General features: G+C 34.4%; 15 protein-coding genes. 9 read left to right on the top strand and 6 right to left on the bottom strand.

What is annotated here, in order from left to right; all coding sequences use genetic code 11:
- The first annotated feature begins 71 nt into the window (after positions 1 to 71).
- From LNQ81_RS00665 to LNQ81_RS00655, 3 genes are read left to right on the top strand one after another with little or no spacing between them, the layout of a single operon-like run.
- A complete protein-coding gene (locus LNQ81_RS00665; RefSeq protein ID WP_229944238.1) occupies positions 72 to 776 on the top strand; it encodes a polysaccharide deacetylase family protein in 705 nt (234 codons plus the stop codon).
- A gap of 34 nt (positions 777 to 810) precedes the next feature.
- Positions 811 to 2,379: a glycosyltransferase family 2 protein gene (locus tag LNQ81_RS00660; RefSeq protein ID WP_229944237.1), complete on the top strand. Its 1,569-nt coding sequence runs from the start codon at positions 811 to 813 to the stop codon at positions 2,377 to 2,379.
- A gap of 2 nt (positions 2,380 to 2,381) precedes the next feature.
- Positions 2,382 to 3,140: a glycosyltransferase family 2 protein gene (locus tag LNQ81_RS00655; RefSeq protein ID WP_229944236.1), complete on the top strand. Its 759-nt coding sequence runs from the start codon at positions 2,382 to 2,384 to the stop codon at positions 3,138 to 3,140.
- 40 nt (positions 3,141 to 3,180) lie between these two features.
- Here LNQ81_RS00655 and LNQ81_RS00650 read toward each other — a convergent pair whose 3' ends face one another.
- From LNQ81_RS00650 to LNQ81_RS00635, 4 genes are all read right to left on the bottom strand, one after another.
- Complete coding sequence (locus LNQ81_RS00650) at positions 3,181 to 4,284, bottom strand: glycosyltransferase family 4 protein (protein WP_229944235.1); 1,104 nt, start codon at positions 4,282 to 4,284, stop codon at positions 3,181 to 3,183.
- A gap of 427 nt (positions 4,285 to 4,711) precedes the next feature.
- The gene (locus LNQ81_RS00645) at positions 4,712 to 5,476 is read right to left on the bottom strand and encodes a glycosyltransferase family 2 protein (RefSeq protein WP_229944234.1); all 765 of its coding nucleotides are present in this window, start codon (positions 5,474 to 5,476) and stop codon (positions 4,712 to 4,714) included.
- 357 nt (positions 5,477 to 5,833) lie between these two features.
- Positions 5,834 to 6,649, bottom strand: coding sequence for a 2,3,4,5-tetrahydropyridine-2,6-dicarboxylate N-succinyltransferase (locus tag LNQ81_RS00640; RefSeq protein WP_229944233.1), 816 nt, complete (start codon positions 6,647 to 6,649; stop codon positions 5,834 to 5,836).
- Between the two features lie 31 nt (positions 6,650 to 6,680).
- Positions 6,681 to 7,520, bottom strand: coding sequence for an NAD(P)-dependent oxidoreductase (locus LNQ81_RS00635; RefSeq protein ID WP_229944232.1), 840 nt, complete (start codon positions 7,518 to 7,520; stop codon positions 6,681 to 6,683).
- Between the two features lie 777 nt (positions 7,521 to 8,297).
- Here LNQ81_RS00635 and LNQ81_RS00630 point away from each other — a divergent pair.
- From LNQ81_RS00630 to LNQ81_RS00615, 4 genes are all read left to right on the top strand, one after another.
- Complete coding sequence (locus LNQ81_RS00630; RefSeq protein ID WP_229944231.1) at positions 8,298 to 9,161, top strand: helix-turn-helix domain-containing protein; 864 nt, start codon at positions 8,298 to 8,300, stop codon at positions 9,159 to 9,161.
- Between the two features lie 459 nt (positions 9,162 to 9,620).
- Positions 9,621 to 10,742 carry an efflux RND transporter periplasmic adaptor subunit gene (locus LNQ81_RS00625; RefSeq protein ID WP_229944230.1) on the top strand — a complete coding sequence of 374 codons (1,122 nt, stop codon included), beginning with the start codon at positions 9,621 to 9,623 and terminating at the stop codon, positions 10,740 to 10,742.
- Positions 10,743 to 10,754: 12 nt separating this feature from the next.
- Positions 10,755 to 13,892: an efflux RND transporter permease subunit gene (locus LNQ81_RS00620; protein ID WP_229944229.1), complete on the top strand. Its 3,138-nt coding sequence runs from the start codon at positions 10,755 to 10,757 to the stop codon at positions 13,890 to 13,892.
- Between the two features lie 566 nt (positions 13,893 to 14,458).
- Positions 14,459 to 15,850 carry an efflux transporter outer membrane subunit gene (locus LNQ81_RS00615; protein ID WP_229944228.1) on the top strand — a complete coding sequence of 464 codons (1,392 nt, stop codon included), beginning with the start codon at positions 14,459 to 14,461 and terminating at the stop codon, positions 15,848 to 15,850.
- A gap of 284 nt (positions 15,851 to 16,134) precedes the next feature.
- On the opposite strand, the gene LNQ81_RS00610 is transcribed toward LNQ81_RS00615, so the two are convergent.
- Both LNQ81_RS00610 and LNQ81_RS00605 read right to left on the bottom strand, forming a co-directional pair.
- The gene (locus LNQ81_RS00610) at positions 16,135 to 16,746 is read right to left on the bottom strand and encodes a hypothetical protein (RefSeq protein WP_229944227.1); all 612 of its coding nucleotides are present in this window, start codon (positions 16,744 to 16,746) and stop codon (positions 16,135 to 16,137) included.
- Between the two features lie 123 nt (positions 16,747 to 16,869).
- Positions 16,870 to 17,703 carry an AraC family transcriptional regulator gene (locus tag LNQ81_RS00605; RefSeq protein ID WP_229944226.1) on the bottom strand — a complete coding sequence of 278 codons (834 nt, stop codon included), beginning with the start codon at positions 17,701 to 17,703 and terminating at the stop codon, positions 16,870 to 16,872.
- A 79-nt stretch (positions 17,704 to 17,782) separates the two neighbouring features.
- Between LNQ81_RS00605 and LNQ81_RS00600 the strand changes: the two genes are divergently transcribed.
- Together LNQ81_RS00600 and LNQ81_RS00595 are read left to right on the top strand one after the other, a co-directional pair.
- The gene (locus LNQ81_RS00600; protein ID WP_229944225.1) at positions 17,783 to 18,733 is read left to right on the top strand and encodes an NADP-dependent oxidoreductase; all 951 of its coding nucleotides are present in this window, start codon (positions 17,783 to 17,785) and stop codon (positions 18,731 to 18,733) included.
- 220 nt (positions 18,734 to 18,953) lie between these two features.
- Positions 18,954 to 21,521: a WG repeat-containing protein gene (locus LNQ81_RS00595; protein ID WP_229944224.1), complete on the top strand. Its 2,568-nt coding sequence runs from the start codon at positions 18,954 to 18,956 to the stop codon at positions 21,519 to 21,521.
- Positions 21,522 to 21,562 lie beyond the last annotated feature (41 nt).

Here is a 21,562-nt window from a genome sequence, read left to right as displayed (position 1 = left end):
AAGACGTCTTTTAAAAAAATTAAAATAGAGATTGTTATTAATATTAGTTTATTTTTGTTAAAAAAAATAGAATGGCACGACTTCCGATTTTAATGTATCACAATGTTACAGATGATGATGCTAAAGTAGAAAGACTCACTATACATCAATTACTTTTAGAGGAGCAGTTTAAATACTTAGTATCTAAAAAATATAAAACTCATCATTTGAGTGACTTAAGGAATACTAAGTCTCTATCTGGTAAAAATGTAGTTATCACATTTGATGATGTAACTATAAACCAATTAGAGTATGCGGTACCACTTTTAGAAAAATACAATCTAAAAGCCACATTTTTTGTTCCTTTTGCTTATATAGGAAAAACAGATGGTTGGAATGAAGGGACTGTACCTGTTATGTCAATGGACCAATTAAAAAACTTAAGTAATTTAATAGAATTAGGACATCATTCTAATTTGCATAGAGCTTATGCTAGTTTGAGTAATGAGGAAATAAAGGAAGATTTTGATATTTGTTTTTCAATTTGCAAAGAGAATGATTTAAAAGTGTTTCCTGGTGTAGCGTATCCCTATGGAAACTTCCCTAGAAAAAATCCGGTTAAATCTAGTTTCTTTGCTGAATTAAAAAGAAACGGAATGGAGTATGGACTTAGAATTGGAAATAAGATTAATAGTTTTCCTTTTAAGAAATTGTATGAGATTAAAAGAATAGAGATACAAGGGGATGAATCAATGTTTAAGTTCAAAATGAAATTGCAATTTGGGAAGTTGTTTTAACTTTTTTGAATTGAATTAAAAATAGTAAGGTAGTATGATAGAAAGGATTCCGATAAGTGTTACAATGCTTGTGAAAAATTCTGAGAAGTATTTGAAACGTGTTTTGCAGTCTTATGCTGATTTTGATGAAATTATCGTGTTAGATAATGGATCTAACGATGGTACAATTAAGATTGCAGAAACATTTTCCAATGTAAAAGTTTTTAAGTCTGAGTTTATTGGCTTTGGTCCATTAAAGAACCTAGCGGTATCTTATGCAAAGAATGATTGGATACTTAATATGGATAGCGATGAAGTAATGACTCCAGAATTATTACAACGTATTAAGGATGTTGATTTTAGCAATAAAAATGTTATTTATGGAATGCTTTGCTTAAATCATTATAGAGGGCGCGTTATCAAAGCTTGTGGTTGGTATCCAAATATAGTGAAACGCTTGTATAATAAGACAGAAGTAATGTTTGACAACAAACAAGTACATGAGTCTTTACAATATGGAGAGCGAGTTAAAGTAGTGATTTTTGAAGAACATTACTTACATTATTCATTTGACGGAGCTGATGATCTGATTAGAAAGTTACAACATTATACATCTCTATATGCAGAACAAATGAAATACAGAAAGAAAGCTTCTGTATTTAAGGGGTTTACACATGGTTTATTTGGTTTTTTTAAACATTATTTTCTAAAAAAGGGATTGCTATATGGGGCAGACGGATTTGTAATAGCCAGTGCTAATGCAATGGGGTCATATTATAAATATGTCAAATTAGCTGAGGCAAATCAGAGATTAAAAGTGAGTTTGTTAATTACAACTTATAATCGTGTTGATGCTTTAGAAGCTGTATTAGTTTCAGTTTTAAATCAAGAAAAATTACCTTTTGAAGTAGTTGTAGCGGATGACGGTTCAAGAGAAGATACTATTGCATTGATAAAAAAATATCAATCTGTTTTTCCAGTTCCTTTAAAACATGCTTGGCAGGAAGATAAAGGGTTTAGATTATCAGAATCGCGCAACAGAGGGTTAGCATTATGTGAGGGAGAATATGTTGTGATGATTGATGGAGACATGGTATTACATTCTAAGTTTGTATTGGATCATATTAGTAATGCGAAGAGAGGTTTCTTTGTACAAGGGGGGCGTGTGATGTTTAATGAGAAAAAAACAAAAGAATATTTAGCGACTTCAGATAAATATAAAAGAATACACTGGTACCAACCTAATATAGAAACACGTTTTGAAAAAAGGTTATCAGCTTGTCATTTGCCTTTTCTAAATAATAAACAACAAAAAGATATTACATATAGTCATAAAGCTATTAGAGGATGTAATATGGCTTTCTTTCTAGAGGATGTTCTCGCTGTCAATGGATTCAATAATAACTTTGTTGGATGGGGTAGAGAAGATAGTGAATTTGTTGAGAGATTATTTAATAAAGGGGTAAAACGACACAATGTTAAGTTTATGGCTATCGCTTACCACTTATATCACAAAGAAGAAGAAAGAGCCTCTTTGCCTAATAATGATAAACTATTAAAGGATGCAATAAGTAATAAATTGAGTTATTGTGAAAATGGACTTAATCAGTTATTAATAAAATAGATATGAGAGAAGATAAAGTAACTTTTGTTTTAACTAGTTGTAATCGTTTTGATTTATTAAAGTTAACAATCGCAAGTTTTTTAAAATATAATACTTGTCCCATTGAAAAGTATATTTTTATTGAAGACTCAGAAAAGATAAAGAGTTTAGAAAAGGTAGTTAATAACTTTCCTGAATTAAAAGGAAAAACAGTCCTGCTACACAATCCTGTTAACTTAGGACAATTAAAGAGTATTGATAGAGCTTATAGTTTAGTTGATACTGAATACATTTTTCATTGTGAAGAAGATTGGATTTTTTATAGAAGTGGATTTATAGAAGATTCTATAGAAGTACTGAAAGCTTCTCCTAAAATACTTAATATTTGGTTAAGAGAGCGTACAGATACTAATCATTGCAAAGTTCTTGATACATTTGAAATTTGTGAAAACCATAAAATATATCGTTTTGATTTAGAAGATAAAAAGGAACCTTTTGCTTTTACATTTAACCCAACAGTAAAAAGACTTTCTGATTATAAAATGATTACAGGAGGATATGCTAACAGTGGAATGGAAGATTCTATAAGTAAGTTCTATGAAGAAATAGGCTATTATGCAGTTGTTTTTGAGACAGGCTATGTAAAACATGAAGGATGGCATCGAAGAGTTTTGGCAATGGAGAAGCAGAGAAGTAAACTTCAAAAAGAGTTTGATGCAGGCTTTAAGAAATATAAGGCTAAAATATACAAGTTGTTAGGTATATTTGGCAAAGGGAAATAATAAAAAAAACAGCCTTTAGATTACAATAAAGGCTGTTTTTTTATATAGACTCATATAGTTTAATCCAATTTTTGGCAATGTATTCGTCATTAAATTTCTGGACATACTGTTTCCCTTTATCAAGGATTTCTTGACGTAAGTCAGGATTGTTTAAAAGGGTCATAATAGCCTGTTCTATTTCTTCGCTGTTACTTTCATCAACATAAATACTATCGGGACCTCCTGCTTCTGGGAAAACACCTGATTTAGAAGTGATGACTGGTGTTCCTGAATAAAGTGCCTCAATAATTGGAATACCAAAACCTTCAAAAATTGAAGGATAAGCAAAGACTGTAGCTAATTGATATAAATGAGCAAGTTCTATAAGGGATAGACCTTGTAGAAATATGACTTTATTACTCATTTTATGCTCTATAATATACTGCTCTATTTTATGTGAATATTTTGTTTTTCGACCTACTAATACTAGAGTTGTATCAATATTTTTTATAGCTTTAACTAAGCTAAAGGCATTTTTTCGTTCCTCTATTGTTCCTACATTTAAAACGAATTCTTGTGGTAATGTATACTTAGTTTTAGTTTCTTGTAGTTCCTCAGCAGTGTATTTTACTTTAAAAGCTTGCGCACAACCTTGATAAATAACATTTATTTTTTTAGGATCAATATTTAAATATGTAACAATATCTCTTTTAGTTTGTTCACTTATTGCTACTATGGCATCAGCATTATTAACTGCGTATTTTGATTTATTAAAATATGCCTTTTGATTCCATTTATTATACAAGTGAGGATATCTTACAAAGATAAGATCATGTATTGTAACAACTTTTTTGACATTTGTAGGTAAGTTGAAAGGTATTTCACCTGATAGACCATGATAAACTTGAAGATTCTTTACACTACTGTTTTTAGAGATACCATAAGTTCTCCAGATAAAGTGAAGAATACTCATTAGTCCTTTGGGATATATAATTTCAAAATTATTATCATCAGAAAAAAAGGGAAGTGACTTTTGTTTAGGATTATAAAGGACATACGAATTACTAGGATAGTACCTCTTTAGTATCCGTATAAGATCCCTACTGTAATTACCTAAACCTGTTTTATTGTGAAATAATCGTTTAGCATCAAAACCAATTCTCATATCTTTTTTCTTTGCAACCTTATTTTTTTAATAATGTTTTTATTGTTATAAAAACCTTATTATTTTCATCTGTTTATTCTACCAAAAGAACACTATATAAGCTGTATAGCTCTTAGAATTCTAAATCATTTGTGGTATTTCTTTATCACTTAATTTAATATCAGACTATATTGTTTTATATTCTCTAATTTAAGAATCGTAAACACATGTTAAAGGTATGGAAATAAGATAGTATTGTGCTAATTATTTCTAATTTTTTATGATTCTATTGTGTAATACCTTGTAGTTAATATGTTTAATTTGGTGAAAAACGAATATATTGATATCATATATTTAGTACAATGCCTCTTGCGTTAAACAATTTAGTTTTTTAACGCAAGAGGTAGTGTGTTTAGTATGTATAAGCTGATAAAAATAAAATGAGTAATTATTGTTTTATAGGCTTCTTATTGATTTGATGTAGTCTTATTAGCTTGGCATATTTCATAAAAGAGAAGAAAGATTGTATTAAAGCAAAAGCAAAGCCATCTACTCCATTTAGAAAACCCTTTTTGAAAAAGTAACAACGAATAAAAGAGACAGTACCATTTAGAACTGGTTTAAAAGCAGAAACTTTTCTTCCTTCATCAAATAGTTGTTGAGCTGCCCAAGTAGAATATTGATTCTTTTTATCGATTACTTGTTTATATGAACTCCATCCATAATGTAGTATATGAACATTTATTGATCGTTCATTAGTAGAGATAATGTACTGATGTGCCATATGGTCTGAAGGATAGGCTGTTCTTTTATTGAAAAAACGAACCTTCGAGTCAGGATACCAACCAGAAAAATTGATTAGAGTCTCTCCTAAGAAATTTTTTACTCTAAACTTGAAAGCGTCAAATTCACTTTTTTCATACTCTTGTTTAGAAATAAAATGTAACGCATCTTGATCTAAAAACTCATCTGCATCTAAATTCATTATCCAGTCATTTTTACAGTATTGCAATCCATAAGTGCGTTGAGGGCCATCACCTAAGTATGCTTGTGAGTAGACTTTAGCTCCTTTGCTTTCAGCTATTTCGACAGTCTTATCTTTACTATTAGAGTCTATTATGATTACTTCTTCACAATATTGAAATAAAGAGTCAATACATTTACCAATATTTTTTTCTTCATTAAATGTTATTACGAGTCCACTAATTGCCATTGTATTATACTTAAATATGTGCTCTTATGATATGAGCTGTTTTGTTTGTAAGGGGAATTTTATAATGTGTGTATAAAAATAAATATATTAAATCAAACTAAATTAGATTTGACATTTATTTAATATCACTTCATAATATTTAAGATTTTAATGTATTGTATTTTAGTTTTTTAAGGTTATTTGTATTAATTATAAGGATAAAGTTGTTTTATAATTTCAATAGGATTTAAAATTATATTCTTTGATTTTGTTATATAGTTAACTTACATATATAAGGTAGAATATAAATAGCTGAATGTTATAAAAAAAACAGAGCAGTTATGTAACTGTTCTGTTTTTATGTTTATATTATAATGATTACACTGCTACATTATATTCTCTTAAAGCATCGTTTAAAGATGTCTTAAGATCTGTAGATGGTTTTCTCTGACCGATGATTAACGCACATGGTACTTGGAATTCACCAGCAGGGAATTGTTTTGTATATGAACCAGGGATTACTACAGAGCGCTCAGGTACATATCCTTTTATCTCTACAGGAGTATCTCCTGTTACATCTATAATTTTAGTAGATGCTGTAAGTACTACATTAGCACCTAATACAGCCTCTTTACCTACGCGAACACCTTCTACTACGATACAACGTGATCCAATGAATGCATTGTCTTCAATGATTACTGGTGCTGCTTGTAATGGTTCTAATACACCACCGATACCTACACCACCTGATAAGTGAACGTTCTTACCGATCTGTGCACAAGATCCTACAGTAGCCCATGTATCTACCATGGTTCCCTTATCTACATAAGCACCGATATTTACATAAGATGGCATTAAGATAACACCAGCAGAGATATACGCTCCATGACGAGCCACAGCATTTGGTACTACTCTAATACCTTTCTCAGCATAGTTTCTCTTTAGCGGCATTTTATCGTGGTATTCGAAGATACCTGCTTCTAGGGTTTCCATCTTTTGGATAGGGAAGTATAGTACTACTGCTTTTTTAACCCATTCATTGATTTGCCATTCAGTACCTTTTGGCTCAGCTACACGCAATTTACCACTGTCAATAAGCTCTATAACTTCACGAATAGTATTTTGAGTATTTTGATCTTGTAAAAGTGAGCGGTCGTCCCACGCTTTTTCGATTACTTCTTGTAAGTGCGTCATCTGTATTAGATTGAGGTTTATTAATATATAATTATTGAATAGCTTTGATTACAGCCATTAAGTCTTGTTCTGCTAATCCTTGGTCACTAGCGTTAGCATATGCCTGTTCTGTCGCTTGTGTTAATGCTGTATTCCATCCAGCATCTTGTGCTAGTCGTATATCTTTTAGCATAAACTTTAGTGGAAATGCAGCAGGATATTCGTCACTGATCACAGCAGGAGTCTTTATCTTACTCATTCCAGAACCACAAGCACTATCATTTACTATCGCAGTCATTAGTTCTCTACTTACACCATTTTGCTCAGCGAATAATACTGTCTCTGCTAGTCCCTGTACCACCACTGCCATATAGTAGTTAATTGCTAGTTTAGCTTTGCTACCATTACCTGCTTCTCCTAAGTAATAGTGACTTTTACCCATCACCTCGAAGTATGGTATAGCATCCACATAGACCTGCTTATCACCACCCACTAAGAACAGTAATGTACCGTCTATCGCAGGCTTCACACTACCAGATACTGGCGCATCTAGATAACGACCACCTTTTAGTTGGATAGCATTACTTAAGTTTAGCGCAAGGGCTGGAGAGATAGTACTGCTGTTGATAAACACCTTTCCTGAGATATCATTAGTCACTATCTGATTAAACATATCCTCTACTATAGTATCATCAGGTAAAGTTAAGAATATGATATCTGTATGCGTGATAAAATTATTGATATCATCTAAAGGCGTTGCTCCTAAAGCAATTAATGGAGAAGATTTAGTTATATCTCTTCTGTAAAAGTTAACCTTGTATCCAGCTTTTAAAAGATTAGTAGCCATCGGAGCTCCCATATTCCCTAGTCCTATCCATCCTAATGTTTTCATATCTCTTAATTTTTGTGTTGAGGTTAACGATAAAGCAAATATAGCGATAATTTTTTTTGACTAATAATTCTATAAATACCTGTTTAAGTTAAAAATATAAAATTAGTTGCCTTTGTGTTTTTAACAAAGTCACTGTGTAAGGAACCAACCTATTTTAGATTCTTAATATGTCAGTAGTTTGGAAAAAGAAGAAATTCGCAAAACTTTTTGTTCATTAACAGAAATCTTATTTCTAACAAGATATAATAAAATTGTGTCGTTAAAGGAAAATTAAAGATGAATGATAAGAGTATACACGGGTAAAAAAATCTCATCCCTAGTATTGTCCTAGAAATGTCCTAGAATCCTAACATAAGGCTTGTATTTACTAGGCTTAAAGGGTGTTTGAGGAAATTAGATGATTAAATGTTTTTAGTTTAAGTGGTTGTTTATTAGTTTTTTAAGTGTTTTGTCGGTTAAAAAAAATGTACAAAAAATTAAAAAACGGGTATCTCATATCACCTGTGGAAGAGGTAGAGCAAAAAAAGTGAGTATCTTAAAAGGTTAAAAAGTAATTATTAGCTTAAAAATGAGCAAGAAAATAAAAAAAGTGAATAAAAATTAATACCATTAAATGTGGTTTAAGTTGTAATAATAACAACCTTTAGCGTTCGGTTGAGGAGGATAAAGCAAATAATAGAGTCTTTATCAGATTTATCTTTTGCAGTAGTAAAAAGAAAAAATACAAATAAAATACTAAGAGATTGGGTTTTATATTTGCCTTGTAGTTTAGTAGGTATGAAGAATATAAAATGGGAAACATTAGATCGATTAAAAGATAGTTTTGAAGAATTCGAGACAAGGGATCGCTATATCTATATGCCATTTATTAATACGAACTACTATCCTGCTGAGCCTTATCGCTCTAATTATTATGGAATAGGACTATTAGAGTCAGGGGAAATTACCTTCTATATTGATCTGACGGAATACACGATTATGGGACCTGCTATTATTTTTGCAGATACTATTTCGATTAAACGCTGGGATAAGGCTGGTACGAACTATGAGATGAAGACTATACTCTTCTCAGAAGATTTTTTGCAAGACAAATTAGTGGAGAGTAATGTGTTGACTTCATTCTCTGATTTATCAAGTTTAGGGGGATGTGTGACTCAGTTAAACCCTTTAGAGTTTGATCGTTTTGAGACGATGTTTAAGGTGGTTGATCTCAATTATAATTCAACGAGTCCATTTCACGCTGAGGTAATACGTGGTGTAGTGTATAGTATGGTCAATGAGGTGGCTTACCTCTATGAGAAATATGGCAATGCTACTAAGCATCTTCACAACCTTGCTCTTCGTTTTAGAGAAGCTGTTGGCAAACAGTGTAAAGAACAGCGAAGTGTACAGTATTATGCTGATTATCTAAATATACATCCTAAATATCTAAGTCAGGTCATTTCTTCTGAGACAGGACTAACAGCAAGTGAATGGATACAGAACCAAGTTATCTTAGAGGCAAAGATATTGCTTCAAGATAAGAACTTATCTATTGGTGCCATCACAGAGATACTTCACTTCAGTGACCAAAGTACCTTTGGTAAATACTTTAAAAAATATAGTGGAATCAATCCAACTGCTTATCGCCATACCTTATAGATAACACGCTATAAGGTTCTTCTAATGTTATGTTTTTTTGTTCTAAGAAGGCAATAATGAACTATGTATTTAAATGATTATAACTTACTTATTGGCTAAATCTTAAGTATTTAGAATGATTATAGTTAAAGTTTGTGAAACCGACATATTGAACATCTATACCGAGTTATTGGGCTTGTCTGTTCTTCTTGATAAGAGGACTTTTGCAATAGAATGTTATTGGTGAAATACCTATACGTAAGTAGCGTATATATACCTAAACGATATGATTTAGAGCGAGATTATCACGCTATTAGTACTTAAGTAAGAGCCATCTTGATTTCTATAATCTTACCTTTTGACTAAAATTGCTACTTTTTAGCCCTTTCACTTCGAACCTTTAGCGAATACTTTTGCTACGTTAAAAAAAGGTATTATCACTAGTAACGCAATAGTTCAATATTTAATAAATAATTAGAGATGAAAAAAACATCTACTTTTTTAGGTCTTACTGCAATAGCCTTATTATGGGCGTGTCAAGATAAAAAACAAGAGGGAGAATGGGGAGCTGAGGGATCTGCTGAGCAGTATCCTGTCCTGTCTGTGAAAACAGAAAAAGCCAATTTATTTACAGATTACCCAGTAGTACTACAAGGAATCAAAGACGTAGAGATGCGTCCGAAGATTGACGGGTTCGTAGAAGCAATCTATGTAGACGAGGGGCAAACAGTGAAGAAAGGGCAACCCTTATTCAAAATATACGCTCCTCAATATCACGAAGAGAGTATGGTTGCGGTAGCGTCTATTAAGAATGCAGAAGCAGAATTAAACAATGCACGTATGCAGGTAGCGAAAGCGAAGCCGTTAGTGAAAGAGGGAATTATCAGTAATTATGAATTAGAGTCGGCAGAATATGCACTTAGAAGTAAGGAGGCTCAGTTAGCACAAAGCAAAGCAAACTTAAATAACGCACAGGCTAATGTGGGATACACACAAGTAGTAGCTCCTTTTGATGGTGTGATAGGGCTCATTCCTTATAAAGTTGGGGCTTTAGTAAGTAGTGCTTCTGCGGAAGCATTAACTACGGTATCCGAAATCAGTAGCATCAATGCATATTTCTCGATGAACGAGAAAGAGTTTATTGACTTTATGCAAAAGAATGCAGAGCAAACAATGCAACAACGAATAGCAAGCCTTCAGGAGGTAACATTAATCTTAGCAAATGGCAGTGAGTACAATCAAAAAGGAAAGATTAACACCGTGAGTGGACAAGTAGATCCGCAGACGGGTAGTGTGAACTTTAGAGCGATATTCACTAATCCACAAGGACTACTGCGCAGTGGGAACAGTGCTACTATTCGTGTGTATGAAGAAGTAGCAAGTGCTATCCTCGTTCCTCAGAAAGCAACATTCGAAGTACAGGGCAAACGCTTTGTATACGTGGTAGATGCTACAGATGTAGTGAAGAGCACTGAGATCAGTGTGTTAGAGAAAGTTCCAAATAGGCAATATTTCGTAGTCACTAAAGGGCTTAAGTCTGGAGATAAGATCGTAAGTGCTGATATAGGAGGACTGAGAGAAGGAACTAAGATTAAAATGTAAGGGAGAAGAGATATGCTAAGAAGATTTATAGAGAACCCTGTGTTATCTACTGTGATATCTATTATCATCGTGATACTTGGGTTATTAGGATTATATTCATTGCCGATTACACAGTATCCTGAGATAGCGCCACCGACAGTACAGGTGACTGCTAATTATCAAGGGGCAAATGCTGAGGCAGTAATGAAGAGTGTGATTATCCCATTAGAAGAACAGATTAATGGGGTAGAGAATATGGCTTATATGAACTCTAAGGCGAGTAATGATGGGTCGGCTGTAATCACTGTTACGTTTACACAAGGGGCAGATGCTGATATGGCAGCTGTGAATGTGCAGAATCGTGTGAGTCAGGCGATGAGTCAACTGCCAGAGGAGGTGATTAAGCAAGGGGTGACTACGACTAAGCGATTGAGTAGTGAGATATTCAGTTTCTTAATGTATAGTTCAGATAGTAGATATGATCAGGCGTTCTTAGAGAACTACGCTCGTATTAATCTATTGCCTAAGATTAAGCGTATTAACGGAGTAGGAGATGCGGCTATCTATGGAGGCCGTGAGTACAGTATGCGTATTTGGTTAAAACCTAATGCGATGGCATCTTATGGGCTAACACCAAGTGATGTAGTACGTGCCTTACAAGAGCAAAACGTAGAAGCAGCACCAGGTAAGGTGGGTGAGAACAGCAAACAGAGTTTTCAATATGCTCTTAAATATACAGGTCGCCTTGAGACACCTGAAGAATTTGGTGATATTATCATCCGATCTAATGGTACAGGTAAGATACTTCGCCTTAGTGATGTGGCAGAGATAGACTTAGGTGCTTACTCATATGCGATGTCAATGACTACGTTTAAACAGCACGGTACTTATATTGCTGTTAACCAAGTAGCAGGGTCTAATGCTCACGAGATTATTAAACAGTGTGAAGCGCTTTTAGCAGAAGCAGAGAAAGACTTGCCTGCAGGGGCGAAGTTTGAAGTATATGCTAACTCAAATGACTTTTTATTAGCGTCTATTGATAAGTTGATTATGACGTTGATAGAAGCGTTTATATTAGTGTTTATAGTTGTATTAGTATTCTTACAAGATTGGCGTTCTACATTGATACCCGCTATTGCAGTGCCAGTAGCGATTATAGGTACGTTCTTTTTCTTAAACTTGTTTGGATTCTCTATTAACTTGTTGACATTGTTTGCTTTGGTACTATCTATTGGTATTGTAGTGGATGATGCTATTATCGTAGTAGAGGCAGTACACGCTAAGCTTTATGAAGGAGCAGAGAGCGCTAAGAAGGCGACTATTAGTGCGATGAGTGAGTTGAGTACAGCGATTATCTCTATTACCTTAGTGATGTCGGCAGTATTCGTACCTGTGACGTTTATCAACGGATCAGTAGGAGTATTCTATAAAGAGTTTGGTATTACGTTAGCAGTAGCTATTTTGATTTCGGCTATTAATGCCTTGACTTTGAGTCCTGCCTTATGTGCGATAATGCTTAAGCCTGAATCAGGTGTACACCATGAGAAAAGAGGTTTTGTTAACAGATTTAAGACTGCCTTTAATAGTTCTTTTGACAAGATGACTAACCGCTATGTAGGGGTATTAGGCTTCTTAAATAAGAACAAATGGTTGTCATTAGGGAGTATTGTTGTTTTTGGAGCTGTGTTTGTTTTCTTGACAAAAACTACGCCAACGGGATTTGTACCTAATGAGGATAGTGCTTCTATCTATGGTAATATTATTCTTGCTCCCTCTACTTCATTAGAAGAGACAGAGCGTATCTCTAACCAGATAGATAGTATAGCGATGAGTATACCAGAAGTTAAGTTTACCTCTCGATTAGCGGGGATGGATTTCTTCAGTGGTAATGGTAGTTCGTATGCAGTGGAGTTTATTAAATTGAAACATTGGAAAGAACGCCCTAATCCAGAGCAAAATATCCATAAAGTAGTAGAACAATTATTCGCCAAGACTGCACATATTAAAGATGCAAATATCGTATTCTTTGCTGCACCTACCTTACAAGGTTTTGGTAATAGCTCAGGTTTTGAAGTGCAACTACAAGACAAGACAGGTGGGGATTATAAGAAGTTTGAAGAAGCTATCGGTGGATTCTTAGGAGCGTTAAACCAACGTCCTGAGATTATGTATGCGACTTCTTCGTTTAATACCAACTTCCCACAGTATGAAGTATCCGTAAACGTAGCGAAAGCTAAAGAAGCGGGTGTGAGTGTAACGGAGGTATTAACTACGCTACAGGGGTACTTAGGAGGTATTTATGCAACTAACTTTAACCGATTTGGTAAACAATATAAAGTAGTTATACAGGCTGCTCCTGACTTTAGAGAGAATAAAGAAGCAATTGATAGACTGTATGTGAAGAATGACAAAGGCGTAATGTCTCCTATTACAGCGTTCATTGATTTGAAGAAAGTATATAGTCCTGAGTTCTTGACACGTTTTAACTTGTTTAATTCAGCCTTCGTTAATGGAAGTCCTAATGCAGGCTATAGTTCGGGTGATGCTATCCGTGCGATAGAAGAAGTAGCTGCTCAGACCTTGCCAAAGGAATATGGGTTTGAGTATTCAGGATTGTCAAGAGAAGAGAGTGGTAGTGGTAATCAGACAGTGATTATCTTCATCTTATCTATCTTATTTGTGTACTTCTTATTAAGTGCGCAGTTTAAGAGTTACATCTTGCCATTGGCTGTATTGTTCTCCTTGCCGATAGGATTAGCAGGAGCATTCATCTTCGCTAAGATCTTCGGGATAGAAAACAATATCTTCTTACAGATTAGCTTGATTATGTTGATTGGGTTATTAGCCAAGAACGCTATTCTGATTGTAGAGTTTGCTTTACAGCGACGAGAGTCAGGACAGTCTATAGCTGGTGCGGCGATAGAGGGAGCACGTATCCGTCTAAGACCAATCTTGATGACATCCTTTGCATTCATTTTTGGTTTATTGCCTTTGATGATGGCGAGCGGAGCGGGTGCATTGAGTAATAAATCAATTGGTACTGCAGCAGTAGGAGGAATGTTAATCGGTACAATAATCGGGGTATTAGTTATTCCATCTTTATTTATCGTTTTCCAAGCTTTACAAGAGAAGATCAGTGGAGCACCTGTCATAGAAGAGGAAATAGAGTAAGTGAGAGTGTAGGTATGTGAGAGTGTACCTGCACTTTATAAAACATTACTGACTTAAAGAGTTATTAAAGCTTCGCAAGGTTAATTGGTTGAGGTTGACTATTCACTTTGAGAGTTTTAGTTTAATTGGTTTTAGGAAGAATAGAATGTTGTAAAAGCTTTTTCGCTACGCGGTTATTCTTTTACTTTTTTGGCTTGACCCAAAAAAGTAACAAAAAAGGTCAAGGCTGTAACTCCAAAGTGGTCAATTACGATACAAATTCTGAAACAAAATTAACTCGCTGGTACTCAAACAGAATTTTGTTTTGCAGAATTGGCATCTATTGATACTCTTGTCTATGCAACCCCTGGCTTCTTAGCTAAAAACATCTACTAGATGTTTTTAAAAGTTTGACCCTGTTAAGGCCGTTAGAGCTTTGCAAGATTAATTAGTTGAGATAGACTATTCTCTTTATGAGTTTTGGTTTAATTGGCTTTAGGAAGGATAGAGTGTTGTAAAAGTTTTTACTAAACCTTTAGAAGTTTAAAAGAATACGATTTAGGTCAGAATGATAAATCAGAACAATAATGAAATGGACATATAATATATATATAGGTGTATTAGCAGTAGGTATGTTGGCATCGTGTCAATCTACTACTCGTTATCACCAACAAGATACAGCTCCTCAGGAGCTATATCGAGAGGCTAAGGAAGGCGATACGTTGAGTATGGGGATGATGCCTTGGCAATCTCTGTTTAAAGATGCGCAACTACAAGGTCTAATAACAGAAGGAATTGAGAATAACTTAGACTTAAAGATGGGGATAGCGCGTCTGCAAATTGCTGAGTCTATGCTTAAGCAATCTAAGGCTGCTTTCTTACCTGATTTAAGTGTAGGTGGAGGTGTGAAAAGATCTCGTTTAGCATATCCACAGGGCTTTGGCTTTGTAGAGAATGCAACACAGTATGATGTATTTGCTAATACGTCTTGGGAGATAGATATCTGGGGTAAGTTGGCAAGTGGTAAACGTGCCTCTGCTTATCGATTACTACAGTCTGAAGCAGGACAAAAAGCTGTACAGACACAGATAGTGGCTCAGATAACGGAGTATTATTATCAGTTATTAGCGTTAGATCAGCAACAGGCTATTATTGAAAAGACAATAGCCAACCGCAAGATAGATGTACAGACAATGCAAAAGCTTAAGGAATCAAGTGTAGTAACGGGGGCTGCTGTGGTACAGAGCGAGGCGAACTACTATGATGCCGAGGCTACGCTACCAGGGGTTAAACGCAGTATAAGAGAGGTGGAGAATGCCTTAAGTGTATTGTTAGGGAAGTCAGTAGGTACAATAGATAGAGGAGTATTAGGTAATCAAGTTTTGCCTATAGAGCCAAGTATCGGAGTACCAGCAAGCTTATTAAAAAACAGACCAGATGTAATGGCAGCAGAGTATGAATTAGCAGCTTACTTTGAAGATGTGAATGTAGCAAAGAGAGCGTTCTATCCAGCACTTACCATAACAGGTGGAGCAGGATTCTCAAGTTATGAGTTTAAGGATTGGTTTAGTTCAACAGGGTTCTTTGCTAATATCGCAGGTGGATTGTTACAGCCTATATTCAACAAGAGATTAAACAAAACGAGATTAGAGGTAGCGAAAGCGAGTTATCAAGAGAAGGCACATAACTTCCAAAAGACAATGTTAGTGGCAGGGCAAGAGGTATCGGATGCCTTATACGCTTACCAGATGGCTGGAGAACAATTAGCGATGAGACAACAGCAGGTCGATAAGTTGGCTCTAGCAGTTGATTACACCAAGAAGTTATTAGTGTATCACTCGTCTACGAACTATACAGATGTACTAACATCTGAACAGGCTCATCTGTATGCTCAGTTAGCACATAGCAATGACCAGTTATTAGAATGGCAGTCTGTTATTAAGCTTTATAGAGCATTAGGAGGGGGCTGGAGAGAGTAATTTTTTTCTATTTATATAATTGCTAATCGAGTGACTCGAGCATTGAGTTTTGTTTAAGTGTTCATTTTTTCGAGCATTCGATCTAGCTAACTTTAAGTTTTAGAAGCAGCTCATTTTATAGGTAACTTATCAATATGCTAATTTGGGAGTTACTATTACATTACCCATACCAATGTATAGAATCAGATGCTGATAGACTAAAGTGTTTAGGTAAGTAATTACCTATGAATTTTTACTACTTTTTAACCCAGGGCCACATCGAGAGATGTGGCTTTTTTTTGTTTTTAAAAAGATAATTTGATGATTCTATCTAGTTTTTCTTTGTCTATATGAGGGCTAAATTCGTTGTATAACTCGTGTTTTAGTAGGGATACGATAGAGAAGAAATCAGTAGTTAGTACTAAGTAATACTTCTCCACTTTATCTATAGATTGGTTCTCTGCTATTTTGATTTGTTTACTTTCTGTCATAAGATTACCTACGTGTACCAGTATTTTATCGAAGGTCTCTGCTGAAGTATGCATCTGTAAGAACCCAAATTCAAAGATAAGATCGTGTAAGTTATTTACTTCTTTCTCTATCTTCTTTCCATTAGATAATCCAGGACTTAAAGACTCGCGTTGAAGGATAGTGTTTAGTTGAGTTAAGAACTGAAAGAAGACTTCCTGTTTCTTCTCAAATACAAGTAAGTGGCGCTCTCTTGACTCCTCACTTTTAGTTTGTCCTTGAAGTAATAATACCGTGATAATAGCTGTAATCACTACCCCTAGTAAGGTACCAAAGAATTGACCTGGTAGGGATGCAAGCTCAAATATTTCAAAAGTTATGGCTACAATAAAGAAGATAATTGTACTTGTTACTATTCCTATTCTTTGCCAATTGATTTTGTTTTTCATAATTTATTTTGATTGTGATAAATTGTAATTGTTTGATAAGTAAGTTTATATAATATAAACTGCTTACAATGATAGGTTGTTTTATTAGAAATGAAAGTACAACTATTTGTGATATAAAAAACACTAGATTTTCTTATGTGTTTTTCTAAAAGCAGACATACTCAGTGTTTCGTGCTTTTTAAAGAACTTGTTTGCGTGACTTTCATCAGTGAAAGTAAACTCAGATGCTATCTCTCCGATTCTATTATCACTAAATAATAGACGATGCTTAATCAGTTTAAGACGATAGGCAGTAATGTACTGCTGCATAGTCTCTCCACATTGATTTAAAAAGTAAACACCGATATAGGATGGCGCAAGTCCAAACTTATCTCCGATGACCTGAGCAGTGAGTAGCTTTAGATCATAGATGTTGTGTTGGATATATGCGATGATATCTAATATACGCTGATCCTTAGTTTCTAAATTTTGAGGAGTATAATGTATTAGGTTACGTGTGGCGATAATCATAATAGCATTAATATACTGTCTTTGAAGATCACAGTTATACGTCTTCGGGTTAAGAATACTTTGGATTAAACTCTGTGCTATTTGATGGATTACTTCTTTATCTTCTTCATCTGTTATGATAGATGTAGAGAGGTGTGAAGCGTAGTAAAGTACAGACTCTAGATGGTTAATAGTGACAGCGCTAGACTGCTTTAGATACTCATCATTAATACGGATTACTAAGAATTCTGACTGACTAGTAATATCAAAAGAATGTCTGTCCTCTGGCGTGATTAGATATAAGTCTCCTTTTGTAAGATTGTTCTTATTGTCATTCACTAAGTGATATCCCTCTCCTGAAATTACAAATACAAACTCAAAGAAGTTGAATAGTCTGTTTTGTAGAGGACAAGAATCAATCTTCTCGTAGAAGACTTCAAAAGGTTGATAGATATTTTCTCTTGCCATAAATGTACTGTTTTGTGATTAAAATATACCTATTTAGGTTTGTCTAGTCAGTTTATTTTTGTGTAAAAGTAATTATTATATGAAAGCAATCGTGTTAAAAGAGTTTGGAGGGGTAGAGAATCTTCAGTTGGTAGATGTAGAGATACCAGATGTAGGAGAACAAGAGGTATTGGTAAAAGTAAAAGCCATAAGTGTAAATCCTGTAGATGTACTCACTAGAGCAGGTACAGTGGGGATGTCTACTCTCTTAGAGCAGTATGATCCTATTATATTAGGGTGGGACTTTTCAGGAGTTATAGAGTCTGTTGGGGAGAATGTCAAGGAGTATCAAGTAGGAGATGCTGTTTTCGGGATGGTGAACTTCCCAGGGCACGGTAGAGCTTATGCAGAGTACATCACTGTCTCAGTAGATCAAATAGCGTTAAAGCCTAGTAATATAACGCACCAAGCGGCAGCAGCTAGTATGCTAGCAGCATTAACAGCTTGGCAAGCGTTTACGAGTTATGGCAAATTAAGATCGAATGACAGAGTGCTAATACACGCCGCATCAGGTGGTGTAGGGCATTATGCTGTACAGATGGCTAAGTATCTAGGCGCATATGTGATAGGGATTTCCTCTACTAAGAATAAGGAGTTTGTAATACAGCTAGGTGCAGATGAACATATCGATTATAGAAGTGTAAAGTTTGAAGAAGAGGTGTCAGATATAGACTTCGTTTTAGAAGCCATAGGAGGGGATAACTTCCAGAAGTCTGTTAAGGTGCTTAAAGAGTTTGGGACTATGGTCGTTCTACCCTCAGGATATACAGAAGAAGATGAGGTAGCTGCTAAGGCAAAACAGCTACACGGAAGTCACTTTATGTGTGTGTATTCTAGTGCTAGAGATATGAAAATCATAGCAGATCTGTTAGAGAAGGGAATTATAAGAGCTCATATTAGTCATGTTTTTGACTTTAAAGAGATGGATAAAGCACATTTACAGCTAGAAAATAGAAATACAGTTGGTAAGGTAGTTGTGTGTATTTCTTAGAGTATGTATAATATTCAAACAATATAAAGTATTATAATATTTGATTATAGTGTCTTTTTTGTGTTATGTGTACTAATATGTTTTGTGTTAATTAAGGTTTTTATGAGTGTATTCTTTGTTTTTTATATTTATTGTTGAATATTTCTTTATTTTTTATATTTTAGTTAGCTAAAAGAGTGTGTTTTGTAATTTAAATAATCAAATAACAATACAGTATAAAATGAAAAGAATTTCCTTACTAATAATATTTGGAGCATTATCATTTTCGTGTAGTAATGACAATGGTGATGGTAAAAAAGAAAAGCCTATAGAGAAGCCAGACTATCAGCCTAAAGTTTTAATTCCCTTTGAAGAAAGAGGGTTATGGGGATTTAGAGATCCACAGGAAAATGTAGTAGTAGTGGTACCTCAGTATGAAGCTGTAAAAGACTTTGATGAGCACAAGATTGCTAGAGTAAAGAAGAGCAAATTATGGGGGCTTATAGATATGTTAGGTAAGTCGATTATCTTGCCTACTTATAATGATATAGAGAATTTTAGTGGACAAGGATATGCTACGGTAGTGAAGCTAGAGAAAAGTGGAGTGATAAATACAAAAGGAGAAGAAAAGGTAGAGCCTGTCTATGATAAAGTCTTTGGATATTATGACAAGCAGTATGTGAGGGTTCAAGCAGATAATAAATTTGGTATCATAGATAAGGACTGGAAACTAATAATAAAACCTACTTATACGAAGATTCGCGAGTTCGGAACGGATGGTGTAAATGCAAATCATATTATTGTAGAACAAACTAAAAAGCGAGGGCTAATCAATAAGGAGTGGAAAACAATAGCAGAGGCAAAATACGATAGTATTACTAAGTTTGATACTAAAGGAATCGCTTTTTTAATTGATTCTTTAAAGGTGGGGATGGTCAATGCTGAAGGAAGACTATTAGAACCAAAATACAATATAATAAAAGAGTCTAATGATGAGAAAGAAGTTACTTATAAAGTAGTATTAGCTGAGAAATGGGGACTGCTAAATAAAGATTGGAAAGAGATCATATCACCTCGTTTTGAAGCGGATTTTAAGATATTTGAGTTTGATAAATCGGGATACGCTAGATTACACGTAGGGGATAAATGGGGATTTATAGATAGTAATCACAAGGTGTTATTAGAACCTATCTATGATGAGATAACAGAGTTCGATATACAGGGATTTGCTAGAATTAAAGTAGGAGAGAAATGGGGAGTCATAAATAGAAGTTTCAAAGTACTGTTAGAGCCTATCTATGATGATATTACAGGGTTTAATGCTGAGGGATATGCCCGTGTGATTAAGGATAAAAAACTTGGAGTGATTAATAAAGATTGGAAGATAGTATTGCCGATAGAGTATGATAATATAGGAGATGTCTTGCCTTATGGGATGACTAGACTTACGCAAAATGGCAAGTTAGGTCTTGCAGATAAGACATGGAACGTGGTCTTGCCTGTGATGTATAAAGATGTTAAGATGACAGATGATAATGGATTTGTTCAGATTAATAATGATGTGATAGCAATGGAAAATGCTGTTGGGTTATTTGATGTAAAAACACATAAAGTATTAGAGCCAGCATATAAAACTATAGGAAGCTTTGATCAAAATGGACATGTTTTGGTTCAGAGTATCGATAGTAGGTTTAATCTGTTAAATAAATCTTTAGTAGAAGGCCTTGCGGAAAGCTTTGATAATATAGAATTTTTAAAAGACGATAATACCTATAGGGTGACAAAGGGAATTTATGTGGGTGTTTACAGTAATTCGTTAATGGAATTAGTTAAAGCTGATCGTTATATGAAGATATTTAGCTTTGAGAAAGATAATAAAGCGATAGTAGAATCAGGATTAGGGAGAAGAGGATTAATAGACAGGCAATGGAAGGAAGTATTAGCAACCAGATATTATCAAGTGCAAGCTCCTGATGGTAAAATGAATAGGATATTAGATAATCGTGATAAAGTAGGTGATTCACCACTTTATAACTTCTATACAGGTGAAGGGAAAACGCTAGAATCAGATTATAAAGAAATTAAGATCGATTATAATAATGGTGTAATATTATTAAGTGGATTAAGTGGGAAGTATGGGTTTGCTACAGAGAACTTAAATGTAGTGGTAGATGCTGAGTATGGACATCCATTTGTCTTTACCAATGCGCAAGTATCTGCTTTTGAGCAAAATGGGCTATGGGGAATAATGAATAAACAAGGTGTAAAGGTTATTTCTGCTACTTATGATCGTATAACTGGATTCAGTGAAGAGGGATATGCTAATGTAATTAAAGGTGGACTTTATGGTTTTGTCAACGCTTCAGGGTTGTTAACTGTAGAAGCAAAGTACGAAATGGTAGATCAGAAACTCATCAGAGATAATTTATCTAAAGTAAGGCTAAATGGTTATGCAATGATTATTAATTATATTAATGGCACTGAGTTATTTAAACCAGGTAGTGTAAGTGATGTAGATAATCTTTTCAATGGTTATGCTTCATTTGAAATAGGCGGTAAATGGGGAATAAAAAGTAAGGGAGGGAATGAAGTCTCGAAAGTGAAATATGATAAGATAGACCGCTTTAATAGCAATGATAACACAGTGAGAATGTACGCAGGAAGATATGTAGGGGTAATGAATAGTAAAGGAGTGATTATAATAGAAGCAAATACTTATGAGTCTATAGGGTTATTTAGTGAAGGGAAAGCTACTGCTAGCAGAAATGGAATTATGGTGACTGTAGGTTTAGATGGAAAAGAAATATAGGTAAACCCCAGAATCAAAGCTAGTCAAATATTACAAAAGCA

Source organism: Myroides oncorhynchi (assembly GCF_020905415.1).
GTDB classification, from domain to species: Bacteria; Bacteroidota; Bacteroidia; order Flavobacteriales; family Flavobacteriaceae; genus Flavobacterium; species Flavobacterium oncorhynchi_A.
This window is presented reverse-complemented; position numbering and strand designations above follow the sequence as displayed.

What these genes read in the sequence shown, in the direction of transcription:
- LNQ81_RS00665 (WP_229944238.1), top strand. Translation starts at nt 72, where the DNA reads ATGGCACGACTTCCGATTTTAATGTATCACAATGTTACAGATGATGAT.
- LNQ81_RS00660 (WP_229944237.1), top strand. Translation starts at nt 811, where the DNA reads ATGATAGAAAGGATTCCGATAAGTGTTACAATGCTTGTGAAAAATTCT.
- LNQ81_RS00655 (WP_229944236.1), top strand. Translation starts at nt 2,382, where the DNA reads ATGAGAGAAGATAAAGTAACTTTTGTTTTAACTAGTTGTAATCGTTTT.
- LNQ81_RS00650 (WP_229944235.1), bottom strand. Translation starts at nt 4,284, where the DNA reads ATGAGAATTGGTTTTGATGCTAAACGATTATTTCACAATAAAACAGGT.
- LNQ81_RS00645 (WP_229944234.1), bottom strand. Translation starts at nt 5,476, where the DNA reads ATGGCAATTAGTGGACTCGTAATAACATTTAATGAAGAAAAAAATATT.
- LNQ81_RS00640 (WP_229944233.1), bottom strand. Translation starts at nt 6,649, where the DNA reads ATGACGCACTTACAAGAAGTAATCGAAAAAGCGTGGGACGACCGCTCA.
- LNQ81_RS00635 (WP_229944232.1), bottom strand. Translation starts at nt 7,520, where the DNA reads ATGAAAACATTAGGATGGATAGGACTAGGGAATATGGGAGCTCCGATG.
- LNQ81_RS00630 (WP_229944231.1), top strand. Translation starts at nt 8,298, where the DNA reads ATGAAGAATATAAAATGGGAAACATTAGATCGATTAAAAGATAGTTTT.
- LNQ81_RS00625 (WP_229944230.1), top strand. Translation starts at nt 9,621, where the DNA reads ATGAAAAAAACATCTACTTTTTTAGGTCTTACTGCAATAGCCTTATTA.
- LNQ81_RS00620 (WP_229944229.1), top strand. Translation starts at nt 10,755, where the DNA reads ATGCTAAGAAGATTTATAGAGAACCCTGTGTTATCTACTGTGATATCT.
- LNQ81_RS00615 (WP_229944228.1), top strand. Translation starts at nt 14,459, where the DNA reads ATGAAATGGACATATAATATATATATAGGTGTATTAGCAGTAGGTATG.
- LNQ81_RS00610 (WP_229944227.1), bottom strand. Translation starts at nt 16,746, where the DNA reads ATGAAAAACAAAATCAATTGGCAAAGAATAGGAATAGTAACAAGTACA.
- LNQ81_RS00605 (WP_229944226.1), bottom strand. Translation starts at nt 17,703, where the DNA reads ATGGCAAGAGAAAATATCTATCAACCTTTTGAAGTCTTCTACGAGAAG.
- LNQ81_RS00600 (WP_229944225.1), top strand. Translation starts at nt 17,783, where the DNA reads ATGAAAGCAATCGTGTTAAAAGAGTTTGGAGGGGTAGAGAATCTTCAG.
- LNQ81_RS00595 (WP_229944224.1), top strand. Translation starts at nt 18,954, where the DNA reads ATGAAAAGAATTTCCTTACTAATAATATTTGGAGCATTATCATTTTCG.